The organism is Pseudomonas sp. 1176_21 (assembly GCF_052850635.1).
On record NZ_VXCV01000004.1, the window covers coordinates 233,569 to 250,128 of the forward strand.

Consider the following 16,560-nt stretch of genomic DNA (forward strand, 5'->3'; position numbering starts at 1 on the left):
GGCAGACCTCAGAAGTGGATGACGCTGCGGATGCTCTTGCCTTCATGCATCAGGTCGAAGGCCTTGTTGATGTCTTCCAGGCCCATGGTGTGGGTAATGAAGGTGTCCAGCGGGATCTCGCCCTGTTCGGCCATGTCCACATAGCTTGGCAGCTCGGTGCGACCACGCACGCCACCGAATGCCGAGCCGCGCCAGACGCGGCCGGTGACCAGCTGGAACGGACGCGTTGCGATCTCCTGGCCGGCACCGGCGACGCCGATGATCACCGACTCGCCCCAGCCCTTGTGGCAGCACTCCAGGGCCGCACGCATCAGTTGCACGTTGCCGATGCACTCGAACGAGAAGTCCACGCCGCCATCGGTCAGGTCCACGATCACTTCCTGGATCGGGCGATCGTAGTCCTTGGGGTTGATGCAGTCGGTGGCACCCAGCTGGCGTGCGATCTCGAACTTGGCCGGGTTGATGTCGATGGCGATGATGCGGCTGGCCTTGGCCTTGACCGCACCGATCACGGCCGACAGGCCGATGCCGCCCAGGCCGAAGATGGCCACGGTGTCACCCGGCTTGACCTTGGCGGTATTGAGTACCGCACCGATACCGGTGGTCACGCCGCAACCAAGCAGGCACACCTTCTCCAGCGGTGCCTCTTTCTGGATCTTGGCCACGGAAATTTCCGGCAGCACGGTGTATTCGGAAAAGGTCGAGGTGCCCATGTAGTGGAACAGCGGCTGACCCTTGTAGGCAAAACGGGTGGTGCCGTCGGGCATCAGGCCCTTGCCCTGGGTCGCGCGGATGGCCTGGCACAGGTTGGTCTTGCCCGACTTGCAGAACTTGCACTGGCGACATTCCGGGGTGTAGAGCGGGATCACGTGATCGCCCACCGCCACCGAGGTCACGCCCTCACCGATGGCCTCGACGATGGCGCCGCCTTCATGGCCCAGGATGGACGGGAAGATGCCTTCCGGGTCGGCGCCCGACAGCGTGTAGGCGTCGGTGTGGCAGACGCCGCTGGCGACCACGCGCAACAGCACTTCGCCGGCCTTGGGCATGGCCACGTCGACTTCGACGATCTCCAGCGGTTTCTTGGCTTCGAAGGCAACGGCAGCACGGGACTTGATCATCAAGGTTCTCCACAGGTTTCAGTTCAGGTGTGAAGTGTAATTCATCGTCTTTTGATTAATAATCGAGCCAAACACAAAACATTATTGCCATGCAGGGATAATCGATGAACAGCCGCTGGGAAGGGATCGACGAATTCGTCGCGGTGGCCGAATCGGGCCAGTTCACCGCAGCAGCCGAGCGCCTGGGGGTATCGTCGTCGCACGTGAGCCGTGCGGTGGCGCGCCTGGAAGATCGCCTGCAGACGCGCCTTTTGTACCGCAGCACGCGCAAGGTGACCTTGAGTGAGGCCGGGCAGACCTTTCTTCAGCACTGCCAGCGCCTGCAGGATGGCCGCGAAGAGGCCCTGCGCGCCATAGGCGACCTGACCAGCGAGCCCAAGGGGCTGCTGCGCATGACCTGTGCGGTGGCCTATGGCGAGCGCTTCATCGTGCCGCTGGTCACCCGCTTCATGGCGCAGTACCCGCAGTTGCGGGTGGACATCGAGCTGACCAACCGCACCCTCGACCTGCTGCACGAAGGCATGGACATGGCGATTCGCCTGGGTCGGTTGCAGGAGTCACGCCTGGTGGCGGCACGCCTGGCCCCACGGCGCATGTACCTGTGCGCCTCGCCAGCGTACCTGGAGCGCTATGGGCGGCCCCACAGCGTGTCGGAGCTGGCGCGGCACAACTGCCTGATCGGCAGCACGGATATCTGGGCCTTGCAGCAGGAGGGCCGGGAAATCAGTCAGCGGGTGCAGGGCAACTGGCGCTGCAACAGCGGGCAGGCGGTGCTGGATGCGGCGCTGCAGGGGATGGGGCTGTGCCAGTTGCCGGACTACTACGTGCTGGAGCATCTGGGCAGTGGCGCGTTGGTGTCGCTGCTTGAAGCGCATCAGCCGCCGAATACGGCGGTGTGGGCGTTGTACCCGCAACAGCGGCACCTGTCGCCGAAGGTGCGCAAGCTGGTGGATTATCTACGGGAGAAGTTGGGACAGCTGCCTGAGTACCGCAGCGTGTAGAAAACGTCGCGGGCTCCCACAGGCAGTTCACCAGCCCTTGAACGTACTGCAGTCCCTTGTGGGGGCTGGCTTGCCAGCGAATGGGCCACCGCGGTCAATTGCCGCGATTGGCCCAGCGCTGTCTCAGCCACTCCAGGTCTTCCGGCCGCGTCACCTTGATATTGTCGTTGCGCCCTTCGACCAGGCGCGGCGCCTGCCCCGACCATTCGATGGCCGACGCCTCGTCGGTGATCGCCACGTCCGCCACCAGGCTGTCTGCCAGCGCACGGTGCAATGCCCCCAGGCGGAACATCTGCGGGGTGTACGCCTGCCACACCGTGCTGCGGTCGATGGTGGCGCTTACCCGCCCGTTGGCATCGGCACGCTTGAGCGTGTCGCGCGCCGGCACCGCCAGCAGCCCGCCCACCGGGTCATTCGCCAGCTCGCCCAGCAGGCGGTCAAGGTCGTCGCGCGCCAGGTTCGGCCGCGCCGCATCGTGCACCAGCACCCAGTCGTTGTCGGCCGCGCCCTGGGCGTGCAGCAGCAGCAAGGCATTGAGCACCGAATCGGCACGCTCGCGCCCACCTGCCGCACGCTGGATGCGCGTATCGCTGGCGCAGGCCAGGCCCGGCCAGTAAGGGTCGTCGGCAGCAATGCTGACCACCACGCCCTTGAGGCATGGATGGTCGAGAAAACAGTCGAGGCTATGCTCGAGAATCGTCCGCCCGCCCAGTTGCAGGTACTGCTTGGGACGGTCGGCCGCCATGCGGGCACCAACACCCGCGGCAGGAATCACTGCCCAGAAGGCAGGCAGGAACGCCGTCATTGGGCCAACTGGTAGAGGGTTTCACCCTCCTTGACCATACCCAGCTCATGACGAGCGCGTTCTTCGACGGTTTCCATACCTTTCTTCAACTCCAGCACTTCGGCATCAAGCACGCGATTACGCTCCAGCAGACGCTCGTTTTCAGCGTGCTGGTCGGCGATCTGCTGCTTGAGGTCGGCAACCTGGGCCAGGCTGCCGTTGCCCACCCACAGACGGTACTGCAGGCCACCCAGCAACAGGAGCAAGACGAGGAACAACCAATAGGGACTACGCATCAGGGTATCCACTGGAAAAAGGCCGCCCGTGCACAAGGGGCTGATGGCACGAAGCCTGACCGAAGCCAGGCTTTGTGGGGAAAGCACTTGCTGCACAGGGTTGCTGAAAGATTAGCTGCGTCTTTCAGCCTCACACTGCGGCCTTTTTACCATCTCTGGCTTAGCCGCGAAACTCGCCGCGACCACGGTACACAGCCTTGCTGCCCAGTTGCTCTTCGATACGCAGCAATTGGTTGTACTTGGAGACGCGGTCGGAGCGGCACAGCGAACCGGTCTTGATCTGGCCGGCAGCGGTACCCACGGCCAGGTCGGCAATGGTCGAATCTTCGGTTTCGCCCGAACGGTGCGAGATCACCGCGGTGTAACCGGCGGCCTTGGCCATCTGGATGGCTTCCAGGGTTTCGGTCAGGGTGCCGATCTGGTTGAACTTGATCAGGATCGAGTTGGCGATCTTCTTGTCGATGCCTTCCTTCAGGATCTTGGTGTTGGTCACGAACAGGTCGTCACCGACCAGTTGCACCTTGTCGCCGATCTTGTCGGTCAGGATCTTCCAGCCAGCCCAGTCGGACTCGTCCAGGCCGTCTTCGATCGAGATGATCGGGAAACGCTCGGTCAGGCCCTTGAGGTAGTCGGCAAAACCGGCTGCGTCGAACGACTTGCCTTCACCGGACAGGTTGTACTTGCCGTCCTCGTAGAACTCGCTGGCCGCACAGTCCAGCGCCAGGGTCACGTCGGTGCCCAGGGTGTAGCCGGCGTTGGCGATGGCTTCGGCGATGGCCGACAGCGCGTCTTCGTTGGAAGCCAGGTTAGGTGCGAAACCACCCTCGTCACCCACGGCGGTGTTCAGGCCACGGGCCTTCAGTACTGCCTTGAGGTGGTGGAAGATCTCGGTGCCCATGCGCAGCGCGTCGGAGAAGGTCTTGGCGCCGACCGGCTGCACCATGAACTCCTGGATGTCGACGTTGTTGTCGGCGTGCTCGCCGCCGTTGATGATGTTCATCATCGGGACCGGCATCGAGTACTGGCCAGGGGTGCCATTGAGGTTTGCGATGTGCGCGTACAGCGGCAGGTCCTGGTCCTGTGCAGCGGCCTTGGCGGCAGCCAGGGACACGGCGAGGATGGCGTTGGCGCCCAGGTTGCCTTTGTTTTCAGTACCGTCGAGCTTGATCATCGCCAGGTCGAGCGCTTTCTGCTCGACCGGGTCCTTGCCCAGCAGCAGGTCGCGGATCGGGCCGTTGATGTTGGCGACGGCCTTCAGTACGCCCTTGCCCATGTAACGGCTCTTGTCGCCATCACGCAGCTCCAGCGCTTCGCGCGAGCCAGTGGAAGCACCCGACGGCGCACAGGCGCTGCCGATGATGCCGTTGTCGAGCAGTACGTCCGCTTCGACGGTAGGGTTACCGCGCGAATCGAGAACTTCACGACCTTTGATGTCGACGATTTTTGCCATTGTTGTAAGCACTCCAGAATTGACGAAAACAACGCAGCTGAGAAAAAAACCGGGTCCGTCACAGGCGGTCGGCGCACGGGCAGGCCTGACGAGGACAAGCCCCTGACCCGGGGGTCAGGGGATGAACGGGCGGTACTTTACCGGAGAATCGAGGTTTACGCGGTTTCTACCGTCGGAAAACTCTTGACCAGTTCGTCCAGTTGCTTGAGCTGGGCCAGGAATGGCTCCAGTTTGTCCAGGCGCAGGGCGCACGGGCCGTCGCACTTGGCATTGTCAGGGTCCGGGTGGGCCTCGAGGAACAGGCCCGCCAGCCCCTGACTGAGGCCGGCCTTGGCCAGGTCGGTGACCTGGGCACGGCGGCCACCTGCGGAATCGGCGCGACCACCCGGCATCTGCAGGGCATGGGTCACGTCGAAGAACACCGGGTACTCGAACTGCTTCATGATGCCGAAGCCGAGCATGTCCACCACCAGGTTGTTGTAGCCGAAGCTCGAACCACGCTCGCAGAGGATCAGTTGGTCGTTGCCGGCCTCTTCGCACTTGCTCAGGATGTGCTTCATCTCCTGGGGTGCGAGGAACTGCGCCTTCTTGATGTTGATCACCGCGCCGGTTTTGGCCATCGCGACCACCAGGTCGGTCTGGCGCGACAGGAAGGCCGGCAGCTGGATGATGTCGCACACGTCAGCCACGGCCTGCGCCTGGTGCGGCTCGTGCACGTCGGTGATCACCGGCACGTTGAAGGTGCGCTTGATCTCTTCGAAGATCTTCATCCCCTCTTCCAGGCCAGGGCCGCGGTAGGAGTTGATCGACGAACGGTTGGCCTTGTCGAAGCTGGCCTTGAACACGTAGGGGATACCGAGCTTCTCGGTAACCCGCACGTACTCTTCGCAGACCTTCAGGGCCAGGTCACGGGATTCCAGCACGTTCATGCCGCCGAACAGGACGAACGGCTTGTCGTTGGCGATCTCGATGTTACCGACGCGAATGATCTTCTGGGTCATGGATCAGGCCTTGTTCTTTTGAGCCAATGCAGCTTTGACGAAGCCGCTGAACAGCGGGTGGCCGTCACGCGGGGTAGAGGTGAACTCCGGGTGGAACTGGCAGGCCACGAACCACGGATGGTCCTTGGACTCGACCACTTCGACCAGTGCGCCGTCGCCGGAACGACCCGAGACCACCAGGCCCGCCTCGATCAGTTGCGGCAGCAGGTTGTTGTTGACCTCGTAGCGGTGACGGTGACGCTCGACGATCACGTCCTTGGCGTAGCAGTCGTGCACCTTGGAGCCGCTTTGCAGCTGGCACTCCTGGGCGCCCAGACGCATGGTGCCGCCAAGGTCCGAGGCTTCGGTACGGGTCTCGACCGCGCCGGTGGCATCTTCCCACTCGGTGATCAGGCCCACCACCGGGTGACCGCTGGCGCGGTCGAACTCGGTGGAGTTGGCGTCCTTCCAGCCCATCACGTTGCGGGCGAATTCGATGACCGCCACCTGCATGCCCAGGCAGATACCCAGGTAAGGCACCTTGTTCTCGCGAGCGTATTGAACGGCAGTGATCTTGCCTTCCACGCCGCGCAGGCCGAAACCGCCCGGTACCAGGATGGCGTCCACGCCTTCGAGCAGGCCGGTGCCCTGGTTCTCGATGTCTTCGGAGTCGATGTAGCGCAGGTTGACCTTGGTGCGGTTGCTGATGCCGGCATGGCTCATCGCTTCGATCAGCGACTTGTAGGCATCGAGCAGCTCCATGTACTTGCCGACCATGGCGATGGTGACTTCGTGCTCGGGGTTGAGCTTGGCATCGACCACCGCGTCCCACTCGGACAGGTCGGCGCTGCCGCACTGCAGGCCGAAACGCTCGACGACGAAGTCGTCCAGGCCCTGGGAGTGCAGGATGCCCGGGATCTTGTAGATGGTGTCGGCGTCTTCCAGCGCGATCACCGCACGTTCTTCAACGTTGGTGAACTGCGCGATCTTGCGGCGCGACGAGCTGTCGATCGGGTGATCGGAACGGCACACCAGCACGTCCGGCTGCAGGCCGATGGAGCGCAGCTCCTTGACCGAGTGCTGGGTAGGCTTGGTCTTGGTCTCGCCGGCGGTGGCGATGTACGGCACCAGGGTCAGGTGCATCAGCATCGCGCGCTTGGCGCCCACTTCGAAGCGCAACTGGCGGATGGCCTCGAGGAACGGTTGCGACTCGATGTCACCCACGGTACCGCCGATCTCGACCATGGCCACGTCGGCATCGCCGGCGCCCTTGATGATGCGGCGCTTGATTTCGTCGGTGATGTGCGGGATCACCTGGATGGTGGCACCCAGGTAGTCACCACGGCGCTCCTTGCGCAGCACGTGCTCGTACACGCGGCCGGTGGTGAAGTTGTTGTTCTGGGTCATGGTCGTGCGGATGAACCGCTCGTAGTGGCCCAGGTCCAGGTCGGTCTCGGCGCCGTCGTGGGTGACGAACACTTCACCGTGCTGGAACGGGCTCATGGTGCCCGGGTCGACGTTGATGTACGGGTCCAGCTTGAGCATGGTGACCTTGAGCCCCCGCGCCTCCAGGATGGCCGCCAATGAAGCCGAGGCAATGCCTTTCCCCAATGAAGAAACAACACCGCCCGTGACGAATATGTAGCGCGTCATGAAAAACCCTAGAAGTCTGCGTTAAAGCGGTCAGTGCCGCCGGGGAAAGCGAAGGAAGGCCGAAGCCCCCGATCACCTGCGTCAATCACAGTGCATCTTAAAAAACTGCCGCGCCTGGTCAGACCGGGGGTTGAAAACCCGGTAAGGAGCTCGCTAAACATTTTTAGAATCGCCCAGCAAAAAACTGCTTGGTAATCGGCAACTGCCGTGATTCAGATGAAGTCACAGAAGTTGTATCAAGAAGGGAGCGTAGTCTACCGGAATGTCCCTTTCATCTCAAACCTTGCGCGCTTGTCGGTACGCACCAGTGCAGTTGCCCGTCGGCAAGCCCCAGCCCCGGCAGGTTGGCCACCGCCAGCAACTGCCCGTCGCGGTACAGCAGCGGCACGCGCTGGCGGGCGAACAAGGGTAGCTGGCGCTCGTTGAGCAACCGCTTGAGGTCGCGATGGCCCCGGCCCTCGACCGCCATCCTCTCGCCGCCCTGCCGATAGCGCACCTGCAGTGGGCCCTGCGGCAACCTGCCGCTGAGTGTCAACTGGCCATTGCCGGGCAGTGCAAGCGGCTGGCGCGGGTCGAGCCAAGGCCCCGGCTGCGCCGGCGGCGTGAGCCAGTGCGCATCCAGCCAGTAGATACGCAGGCCACTGCGGTGCAGCTCGCCATCGGCCAGGCGCCATACAGGACGCCCTTCGCCGCCGGCATCGCGCACGTCTTCCCAACCCGACCAGTGGCGGGTGTCCGGCAGGCGCGTGCGCGCCGCCAGCCAGTACTGCAGGGCGTTGCGCTGGCGTGCCGGGGACAGTTGGCGCAGCACCTCCAGATCCAGCGACGGGCAGCCCAACCAGGCGAAGGCATCAGGGGTCGAGGCTTGTGCGAGGTCCTGCTGCGCCACTTCATCGAGCAGGCCCTGCGCCTCGGCCAGGTGCGCGGCGCTGCGCGCCAGGCTGCGCGACGCCTGGGGCCAGCGTCGGGTCAGCGCCGGCAGAACCTGGTGGCGCAGGTAGTTGCGCGAGAACTGGGTGTCATCGTTGCTGGGGTCTTCTATCCAGTGCAGGCCATGCGCGGTGGCGTAGGCCAGCAGTTCATCACGCGGGGTATCCAGCAAGGGTCGCAGCAGGCTGCCCTGCCCCAGCGCCCGCTGCGCCGGCATCCCCGACAGGCCACGCAGGCCGGCCCCGCGCAACAGCCGAAACAGCAGCGTCTCGGCCTGGTCGTCGCGGTGCTGGCCGGTCAGCAGCAGTTCGCCCGGGCGCAGGGCCTGGGCGAAGGCTGCATAGCGCGCGTCCCGGGCGCCCTGCTCCAGGCTGGCGCCTGGGGCGACGTGCACATGGATGATGTCCAGCGGTACGCCCAGGCTGTCGCACAGGCGCTGGCAGTGGGCCGGCCACGCATCGGCAGCGGCTTGCAGACCGTGGTGGACATGGAGGGCACGAAGGGGCGCAGCCGGCTGTTGGGCCAGCAGGTGCAGCAGGACGGTGGAGTCGAGGCCGCCAGAGAGGGCGATGCACCAGCCGGTAGCTTGGTGCCAGGGGGACAGGGTGTTGCGCAGGTCGATCATCGGTGGCCCTTCGCCGGCAAAGCCGGCTCCTACAGAAGCGAAAGGGCCACCGATGAGTTCAGATCAGAGCCCGTAGCTCATCAGGCGATCATAACGGCGCTTGAGCAGCGCGTCGTTGTCGAACGCCTTGAGCATGTCCAACTGCTCGATCAGCGAAGCGCGGATGTTGGCCGAGGCTGCCGCCGGGTCACGGTGTGCGCCGCCCAGTGGTTCGCCGATCACCTTGTCAACGATACCCAGGCCCTTGAGGCGCTCGGCCGTGATGCCCATCGCTTCGGCTGCGTCAGCAGCCTTCTCGGCAGTCTTCCACAGGATCGAGGCGCAGCCTTCCGGCGAAATCACCGCGTAGGTGGAGTACTGCAGCATGTTCAGCTGGTCGCAAACGCCGATGGCCAGTGCACCGCCCGAACCGCCTTCGCCGATCACGGTGGCGATGATCGGCGTTTTCAGGCGAGCCATCACGCGCAGGTTCCAGGCAATCGCTTCGCTCTGGTTGCGCTCTTCGGCGTCGATGCCGGGGTAGGCGCCCGGGGTGTCGATGAAGGTCAGGATCGGCATCTTGAAGCGTTCGGCCATTTCCATCAGGCGGCACGCCTTGCGGTAGCCTTCAGGGCGTGGCATGCCGAAGTTGCGGCGTACCTTCTCGCGCACTTCACGGCCTTTCTGATGACCGATCACCATCACCGGCTGGTCGTCCAGGCGGGCTATGCCACCAACGATCGCGGCGTCGTCGGAGAAGTGGCGGTCGCCATGCAGCTCGTCGAACTCGGTGAAGATGTGGTCGATGTAGTCCAGGGTGTACGGACGACGCGGGTGACGCGCCAGGCGCGCGATCTGCCAGCTGGTCAGGTTGCCGAAAATGCTCTCGGTCAGCGTGCTGCTCTTGTCTTGCAGACGGGCGATTTCATCGCCGATGTTCAGCGAGTTGTCATTGCCGACCAGGCGCAGCTCTTCGATCTTGGCTTGCAGGTCAGCAATCGGCTGTTCGAAATCCAGAAAATTCGGGTTCATAGGCATCCGTCTTGGGTCGACGGCCAGGCGGCCGGCCGGTTGATCCGTTTGGCGCCCTACCTTAAGGGATCAGGCGCATTCAGGTCGAGATTAAAAATTCATCAATTCATCGATATTGCAGGAAGACGTTCTCACGCCCGAACTGGTCACGCAGGGCCTGAATCAGTCCGTCCGCGGGGTCGATGCGCCAACCTTCGCCAAACTGCAGCAGGGCGCGCGCATCGTTGCCGGTGTATTCCATGCTGATCGGGCACGCGCCGCGATGGCGCTTGAACAGCTCGCCCAGCCACGCCAGGCGGTCGCCCTTGAGGGCGTCGGCATGGATCTTCAGGCGCAGGCTTTCGGCCAGGTTGGTACGTGCATCTTCCATGCTCATCACGCGCTTGACCCGCAGGCGCAGGCCACCGGAGAAGTCGTCATTGCTGACCTCCCCTTCGACCACCACCATCGCGTCGGTCTGCAGCAACGGCTGCGCGGCCATGAACGCATCGGCAAACAGCGACGCCTCGATGCGCCCGGATCGGTCGTCGAGGGTCACGAAGCCCATCTTGTCGCCCTTCTTGTTCTTCATCACGCGCAGCGCAATGATCATGCCGGCCACGGTCTGGGTATCGCGGGCCGGCTTGAGGTCGATGATGCGCTGACGGGCGAAACGGCGGATCTCGCCTTCGTACTCGTCGATCGGGTGGCCGGTCAGGTACAGGCCCAGGGTGTCCTTCTCGCCGCGCAGGCGTTCCTTGAGGGTCAGCTCGCGGGCGTTACGGTGGTTGGCATAGACGTCGGCGTCGGCCTCCACGAACAACCCGCCGAACAGGTCCGAGTGCCCGCTGTCGTGGGTGCGTGCGGTCTGTTCGGCCGACTTGATCGCCTCTTCCATCGCCCCCAGCAGCACCGCGCGGTTACGGTCGATGTTGGCCTGGTAGGCCTTGATTTCGTCGTGGAAGAACGGCCCCAGGCGATCCAGTGCACCGCTGCGGATCAATGCATCGAGGGTGCGCTTGTTGATGCGCTTGAGGTCGACCCGCTCGCAGAAGTCGAACAGGTCCTTGAACGGCCCGCTGCTGCGCGCCTCGACGATCGCGTCGACAGGGCCCTCGCCCACGCCCTTGATCGCGCCCAGGCCATACACGATGCGGCCGTCGTCGTTGACCGTGAACTTGAAGTCGGAGGTGTTCACATCCGGTGCATCGAGGCGCAGCTTCATGCTGCGCACTTCCTCGATCAGGGTCACCACCTTGTCGGTGTTGTGCATATCCGCCGACAGTACCGCAGCCATGAACGCGGCCGGGTGATGGGTCTTGAGCCAGGCGGTCTGGTACGACACCAGGCCGTAGGCGGCGGAGTGGGACTTGTTGAAACCGTAACCGGCGAACTTTTCCACCAGGTCGAAGATGTTGCCCGCCAGGTCCGGGTCGATGTTGTTGGTGGCGCAGCCTTCGATGAAACCGCCACGCTGCTTGGCCATTTCCTCGGGCTTCTTCTTGCCCATCGCCCGGCGCAGCATGTCCGCACCGCCGAGGGTGTAGCCGGCCATCACCTGGGCGATCTGCATCACCTGTTCCTGGTACAGGATGATGCCGTAGGTCGGCGCCAGTACCGGCTTGAGGCCTTCGTACTGGTAGTCGGAGTGCGGGTAGGCCAGCTCGGCGCGGCCGTGCTTGCGGTTGATGAAGTCGTCCACCATGCCCGATTGCAGCGGGCCCGGGCGGAACAGTGCCACCAGTGCGATAAGGTCTTCCAGGCAGTCGGGCTTGAGCTTCTTGATCAGCTCCTTCATGCCGCGCGACTCGAGCTGGAATACCGCAGTGGTCTCGGCCTTCTGCAGCAGGTCGTAGGTCTTCTTGTCGTCCAGCGGGATGAAGTCGATGTTCAGGTCCGGCAGGCCGGCCTTGGCCTGCTCGCGGTTGATCGTCTCCATCGCCCACTTGATGATAGTCAGGGTACGCAGGCCGAGGAAGTCGAACTTCACCAGGCCGGCCGCCTCCACGTCATCCTTGTCGAACTGGGTTACCAGGCCGCCGCCCTCTTCGTCACAGGCAATCGGCGAGAAGTCGGTGAGTTTGGTCGGCGCGATGACCACGCCACCGGCGTGCTTGCCGGTGCCCCGGGTAACGCCCTCGAGCTTGAGGGCCATGTCCCAGATTTCCTTGGCATCCTCGTCGGTCTTGAGGAAGTCGCGCAGCATTTCCTCCTGCTCGTAGGCCTTCTCCAGGGTCATGCCGACTTCGAACGGAATCATCTTCGACAGGCGGTCGGCCAGGCCGTAGGACTTGCCCTGCACCCGCGCCACGTCACGCACCACCGCCTTGGCCGCCATGGTGCCGAAGGTGATGATCTGGCTCACCGCATTGCGCCCGTAGGCGTCGGCCACGTACTCGATCACGCGGTCGCGACCGTCCATGCAGAAGTCGACGTCGAAGTCGGGCATCGAGACCCGTTCAGGATTGAGGAAACGTTCGAACAGCAGGTCGTAGGCCAGCGGGTCGAGGTCGGTGATCTTCAGCACGTAGGCCACCAGCGAGCCGGCACCCGACCCCCGGCCCGGACCTACCGGCACGCCGTTGTTCTTGGCCCACTTGATGAAGTCCATAACGATCAGGAAGTAACCGGGGAAGCCCATCTGAATGATGATGTCCAGCTCGAACTTCAGCCGGTCGAGGTAGACCTGGCGCTTCTCTTCATAGTTGGGCGTGGTGTCCTTGGGCCATAGCACCGCCAGGCGCTCTTCCAGGCCTTCATGGGACACATGGCGCAGGTATTCGTCGATGCCCATGCCGTTGGGCGTGGGGAAGTCGGGCAGGAAGTGCTTGCCCAGCTGCACCTCGATGTTGCAGCGCTTGGCGATCTCGACCGTGTTGGCCAGGGCGTCGGGCAGGTCGCTGAACAGCTCGGCCATTTCTTCCGGGCTTTTCAGGTACTGCTGGTCGCTGTAGTTGCGCGAACGCCGCGGATCGTCCAGGGCACGGCCTTCGCCGATGCACACACGGGTTTCGTGGGCGTCGTAGTCGGTCTGCTTGATGAAGCGCACGTCGTTGGTGGCCACCAGCGGCGCGCCCAGGCGGTCGGCAAGGGCCACGGCGGCGTGCAGATACTCTTCGTCGCCGCTGCGGTTGGTGCGCTGCACCTCGACATAGAAGCGATCGGGGAACATCGCCATCCAGTCGCGCAGCAGGGCCTCGGCTTCCTGCGGGTTGTTGCCCAGCAGTGCCATGCCGATATCGCCTTCCCTGGCCGCCGACAAGGCGATCAGACCCTCGCTGGCCGGGGCGATCCACTCGCGCTCGATGACCACCACGCCATTGCGCTGGCCGTCCATCCAGCCACGGGAGATCAGCTCGGTGAGGTTGCGGTAGCCCTTGGCGTTCATCGCCAACAGGCAGATGCGCGACAGCGGCAGGTCGGGGTCGGCGTTGGACAGCCACAGGTCGGCCCCACAGATCGGCTTGATCCCGCTGCCCATGGCGGTCTTGTAGAACTTGACCAGCGAGCACATGTTGCTCTGGTCGGTGACGGCCACCGCCGGCATGTTCATCCCGGCCAGGGCCTTGACCAGCGGCTTGATCCGCACCAGGCCATCGACCAGCGAGAATTCGGTGTGCAGGCGAAGATGAACGAAAGAAGCCGACATGATGATCCTATAGCAGCACAAAACAACAAGGCCCGGATTGTACCGGGCCTCGATCAAAACTACAGCCTGCGCGGGAGTGGTCAGGCTGAACGGGGGTTGCCTCTACACCGGCAACAGGCCGTTGGCCTGCAGGCCACGGGCCTCGAATGCAGCCCGTACCGGGGCGAACGAGCGCCGGTGAATCGGCGTGGGGCCAAGCCGGGCCAGAGCTTCAAGGTGCAGCGGGGTCGGGTAGCCCTTGTGCCCGCCGATGCCGTAGCCAGGGTAGATCAGCTCGAAGGCAGCCATTTCCCGGTCACGGGTCACCTTGGCCAGGATAGAGGCCGCAGCGATGGCCGGCACCTGGCTGTCACCCTTGACCACCGGCGCCGATGGCACGTTGAGCTTGGGGCAACGGTTGCCATCGATCAGTGCCAGCTTGGGCGTGATGTGCAGGCCTTCGACCGCGCGCTGCATGGCCAGCATGGTGGCATGCAGAATGTTCAGCTGGTCGATCTCGTCGACCTCGGCGCGGGCGATGTGAAAGCTCAGGGCCTTCTCGCAGATCTCGTCGAAGAGCTTTTCGCGGCGCGCCTCGGTGAGTTTTTTCGAATCGTTCAGGCCCAGGATCGGCCGGCTCGGGTCGAGGATCACGGCAGCGGTCACCACCGCGCCACACAGCGGGCCGCGGCCGACTTCGTCAACCCCGGCGACCAGGTCTTCGACCAGGTTGAAATCCAGTCCGATTTGCATTTATCGATGTTCCAGCAAGGCCAGTACCGCGTCGGCTGCCTGGTTGGAGGCATCGCGGCGCAGGGTACGGTGAATCTGATCGAAGCTCTCGGTCTGCTGCTCGCCACCATTCACCAGTGGTGCCAGGGTCTGCGCCAGGGCCTCGCTGGTGGCGGCCTCCTGCAGCAGTTCGGGCACCAGCAGGCGCTGGGCCAGCAGGTTGGGCAGCGATACATAAGGGCTTTTGACCAGGCGCTTGAGAATCCAGTAGGTCACCGGGGCCACGCGGTACGCCACCACCATGGGTCGCTTGAACAACAGCGCCTCCAGGGTAGCGGTGCCCGAGGCGATCAATACCGCATCGCAGGCCGCCAGGGCCTGGTGCGACTGGCCGTCGAGAAGGGTCAGTGGCAGGTCGCGGCCTTCGAGCATCTGTTCGAGCTGGGCACGGCGCACCGGGTTGGCGCAGGGCGAGACGAAGCGCACCCCCGGCACCAGCTCGCGAAGCCGCTGTGCGGTATCCAGAAACAGTGCACCCAGGCGCCCTACTTCGCCGCCACGGCTGCCTGGCATCAGGGCCACCAAGGGTCCGTCGGGCAGGCCCAGCGCTTCACGCGCTGCAGTGCGGTCGGCCTGCAGCGGGATGGTATCGGCCAGCGGGTGGCCGACGAAACGCACCGGCACGCCCTGCTCTTCATAGAACCGCGCCTCGAACGGAAACAGCGTGAGCATCAGGTCGCAGCCTTCGCGGATCTTCAGCACACGCTTCTGCCGCCAGGCCCAAACAGAAGGGCTGACGTAGTGCACGGTCTTGATGCCGGCCTGGCGCAGTTTCAGTTCGATGTTGAGGGTGAAGTCGGGGGCATCGATACCGATGAACACGTCCGGCTTCTGCTCGATCAGCGTCTGGATCAGCAGCTTGCGGCGCTTGAGCAGCTCGCGCAGGCGACCCAGCACTTCGACCAGGCCCATGACGGCCAGGCGCTCCATGGGAAAGTAGGAACTCAGCCCCTCGGCTTCCATCAATGGGCCGCCGACGCCGATAAAGCGTACCTGCGGATGGCGGGCCTTGAGTGCACGCATCAGGCCGGCGCCAAGAATATCGCCGCTGGCTTCGCCTGCCACCAGCGCTACACAGAGTGGCGCCATGTCAGCGGGTGATGCCGCGGGCGGAGTTCTGGATCGACTTGACGAACAGGTCGACCTCGGGGAACTGCTGGGCGGGCTCGGCCAGTTCGGCGATGGCCTGGTCGACCGTCAGGTTCTGGCGATACACCACCTTGTAGGCGCGGCGCAGGGCATGGATAGCTTCATCGCTGAAACCGCGACGGCGCATGCCTTCGAAGTTCATGCTGCGCGCCTCGGCCGGGTTGCCGAACACGGTGACGAAGGCCGGCACATCCTTGCCGATGGCGGTACCCATGCCGGAAAAGCTGTGGGCGCCGATATGGCAGAACTGGTGCACCAGGGTAAACCCGGACAGTATCGCCCAGTCGCCCACATGCACATGCCCGGCCAGCGCGGTGTTGTTGACCAGGATGCAGTGGTTGCCGATCACGCTGTCGTGCCCGATATGGGCATAGGCCATGACCAGGTTGTGATCACCCAGGGTGGTTTCGCTACGGTCCTGCACGGTGCCACGGTGAATGGTCACGCCTTCGCGGATCACGTTGTGGTCGCCGATCACCAGGCGCGTCGGTTCACCCTTGTACTTGAGGTCAGGGGTGTCTTCGCCGACAGAGGAGAACTGGTAGATGCGGTTGTGCTTGCCGATGCGGGTCGGCCCTTTGAGAATCACATGCGGACCAATCACGGTCCCTTCCCCGATCTCGACCCCGGCACCGACGATCGACCATGGGCCGACCTCGACGCCGTCGGCAATCTTTGCCGATGGATCGATGATTGCCCGAGGGTCAATCAAACTCATAGTTTGCGTTCCGCGCAGATGATCTCGGCCGAGCATACCGGCTTGCCGTCCACCGACGCCTGGCACTCGAACTTCCAGATCTGGCGCTTGCAGCTGATGAACTTGGCTTCGAGGATCAGTTGATCACCCGGCAGCACCGGCTGGCGAAAGCGCAACTTGTCGGAACCGACGAAGTAGTACAGGGTACCGTCCGCGGGTTTGACGTCCAGCATCTTGAAACCGAGGATGCCGGCTGCCTGGGCCATCGCTTCGATGATCAGCACGCCGGGCATGATCGGGTGCGCCGGGAAGTGACCGTTGAAGAAAGGCTCGTTGATGCTGACATTCTTGTAGGCACGAATGCGCTGGGCCTCTACGTCCAAGTCCACCACCCGGTCCACCAGCAGGAACGGGTAACGGTGAGGCAAATATTCGCGAATCTCGTTGATGTCCATCATTTCGGG

General features: G+C 63.7%; 14 protein-coding genes. 1 reads left to right on the forward strand and 13 read right to left on the reverse strand.

The genetic code is table 11. The features are described 5' to 3' along the window. Positions 1 to 8: 8 nt before the first annotated feature. Complete coding sequence (locus FW760_RS11950) at positions 9 to 1,121, reverse strand: S-(hydroxymethyl)glutathione dehydrogenase/class III alcohol dehydrogenase (RefSeq protein WP_043863274.1); 1,113 nt, start codon at positions 1,119 to 1,121, stop codon at positions 9 to 11. A gap of 104 nt (positions 1,122 to 1,225) precedes the next feature. Between FW760_RS11950 and FW760_RS11955 the strand changes: the two genes are divergently transcribed. Next, the gene (locus FW760_RS11955; RefSeq protein WP_054914995.1) at positions 1,226 to 2,122 is read left to right on the forward strand and encodes a LysR substrate-binding domain-containing protein; all 897 of its coding nucleotides are present in this window, start codon (positions 1,226 to 1,228) and stop codon (positions 2,120 to 2,122) included. A 94-nt stretch (positions 2,123 to 2,216) separates the two neighbouring features. On the opposite strand, the gene ispD is transcribed toward FW760_RS11955, so the two are convergent. The 12 genes from ispD to fabZ form a co-directional block, all read right to left on the reverse strand. Next, positions 2,217 to 2,927 carry a 2-C-methyl-D-erythritol 4-phosphate cytidylyltransferase gene (ispD, locus tag FW760_RS11960; RefSeq protein WP_043863272.1) on the reverse strand — a complete coding sequence of 237 codons (711 nt, stop codon included), beginning with the start codon at positions 2,925 to 2,927 and terminating at the stop codon, positions 2,217 to 2,219. Continuing rightward, positions 2,924 to 3,202 carry a cell division protein FtsB gene (gene ftsB, locus FW760_RS11965; protein ID WP_043863271.1) on the reverse strand — a complete coding sequence of 93 codons (279 nt, stop codon included), beginning with the start codon at positions 3,200 to 3,202 and terminating at the stop codon, positions 2,924 to 2,926. Before ftsB ends, ispD begins: the two co-directional genes overlap by 4 nt. Before the next feature lie 160 nt (positions 3,203 to 3,362). After that, positions 3,363 to 4,652 (reverse strand): phosphopyruvate hydratase, encoded by a 1,290-nt coding sequence (eno, locus tag FW760_RS11970; protein ID WP_043863270.1) that lies wholly within the window; start codon positions 4,650 to 4,652, stop codon positions 3,363 to 3,365. 155 nt (positions 4,653 to 4,807) lie between these two features. Further along, the gene (gene kdsA / locus FW760_RS11975; protein ID WP_043863269.1) at positions 4,808 to 5,653 is read right to left on the reverse strand and encodes a 3-deoxy-8-phosphooctulonate synthase; all 846 of its coding nucleotides are present in this window, start codon (positions 5,651 to 5,653) and stop codon (positions 4,808 to 4,810) included. 3 nt (positions 5,654 to 5,656) lie between these two features. Further along, complete coding sequence (locus FW760_RS11980) at positions 5,657 to 7,285, reverse strand: CTP synthase (protein ID WP_043863268.1); 1,629 nt, start codon at positions 7,283 to 7,285, stop codon at positions 5,657 to 5,659. 271 nt (positions 7,286 to 7,556) lie between these two features. Beyond that, the gene (gene tilS / locus FW760_RS11985; RefSeq protein WP_116053066.1) at positions 7,557 to 8,840 is read right to left on the reverse strand and encodes a tRNA lysidine(34) synthetase TilS; all 1,284 of its coding nucleotides are present in this window, start codon (positions 8,838 to 8,840) and stop codon (positions 7,557 to 7,559) included. A 63-nt stretch (positions 8,841 to 8,903) separates the two neighbouring features. After that, positions 8,904 to 9,851, reverse strand: a complete 948-nt coding sequence (locus FW760_RS11990; RefSeq protein WP_043863266.1) for an acetyl-CoA carboxylase carboxyltransferase subunit alpha — start codon at positions 9,849 to 9,851, stop codon at positions 8,904 to 8,906. Between the two features lie 106 nt (positions 9,852 to 9,957). Beyond that, positions 9,958 to 13,479: a DNA polymerase III subunit alpha gene (gene dnaE, locus FW760_RS11995; RefSeq protein ID WP_058541490.1), complete on the reverse strand. Its 3,522-nt coding sequence runs from the start codon at positions 13,477 to 13,479 to the stop codon at positions 9,958 to 9,960. A gap of 102 nt (positions 13,480 to 13,581) precedes the next feature. Then, complete coding sequence (rnhB, locus tag FW760_RS12000) at positions 13,582 to 14,211, reverse strand: ribonuclease HII (protein WP_054914999.1); 630 nt, start codon at positions 14,209 to 14,211, stop codon at positions 13,582 to 13,584. Next, the gene (lpxB, locus tag FW760_RS12005; protein WP_104571828.1) at positions 14,212 to 15,339 is read right to left on the reverse strand and encodes a lipid-A-disaccharide synthase; all 1,128 of its coding nucleotides are present in this window, start codon (positions 15,337 to 15,339) and stop codon (positions 14,212 to 14,214) included. A 1-nt stretch (position 15,340) separates the two neighbouring features. Then, positions 15,341 to 16,117, reverse strand: coding sequence for an acyl-ACP--UDP-N-acetylglucosamine O-acyltransferase (gene lpxA / locus FW760_RS12010; RefSeq protein ID WP_088514540.1), 777 nt, complete (start codon positions 16,115 to 16,117; stop codon positions 15,341 to 15,343). Further along, entirely contained in the window at positions 16,114 to 16,554 is a 441-nt protein-coding gene (fabZ, locus tag FW760_RS12015; protein WP_038613986.1) for a 3-hydroxyacyl-ACP dehydratase FabZ, read from the reverse strand. The genes lpxA and fabZ overlap by 4 nt, the downstream gene beginning before the upstream one ends. Positions 16,555 to 16,560: the final 6 nt, after the last annotated feature.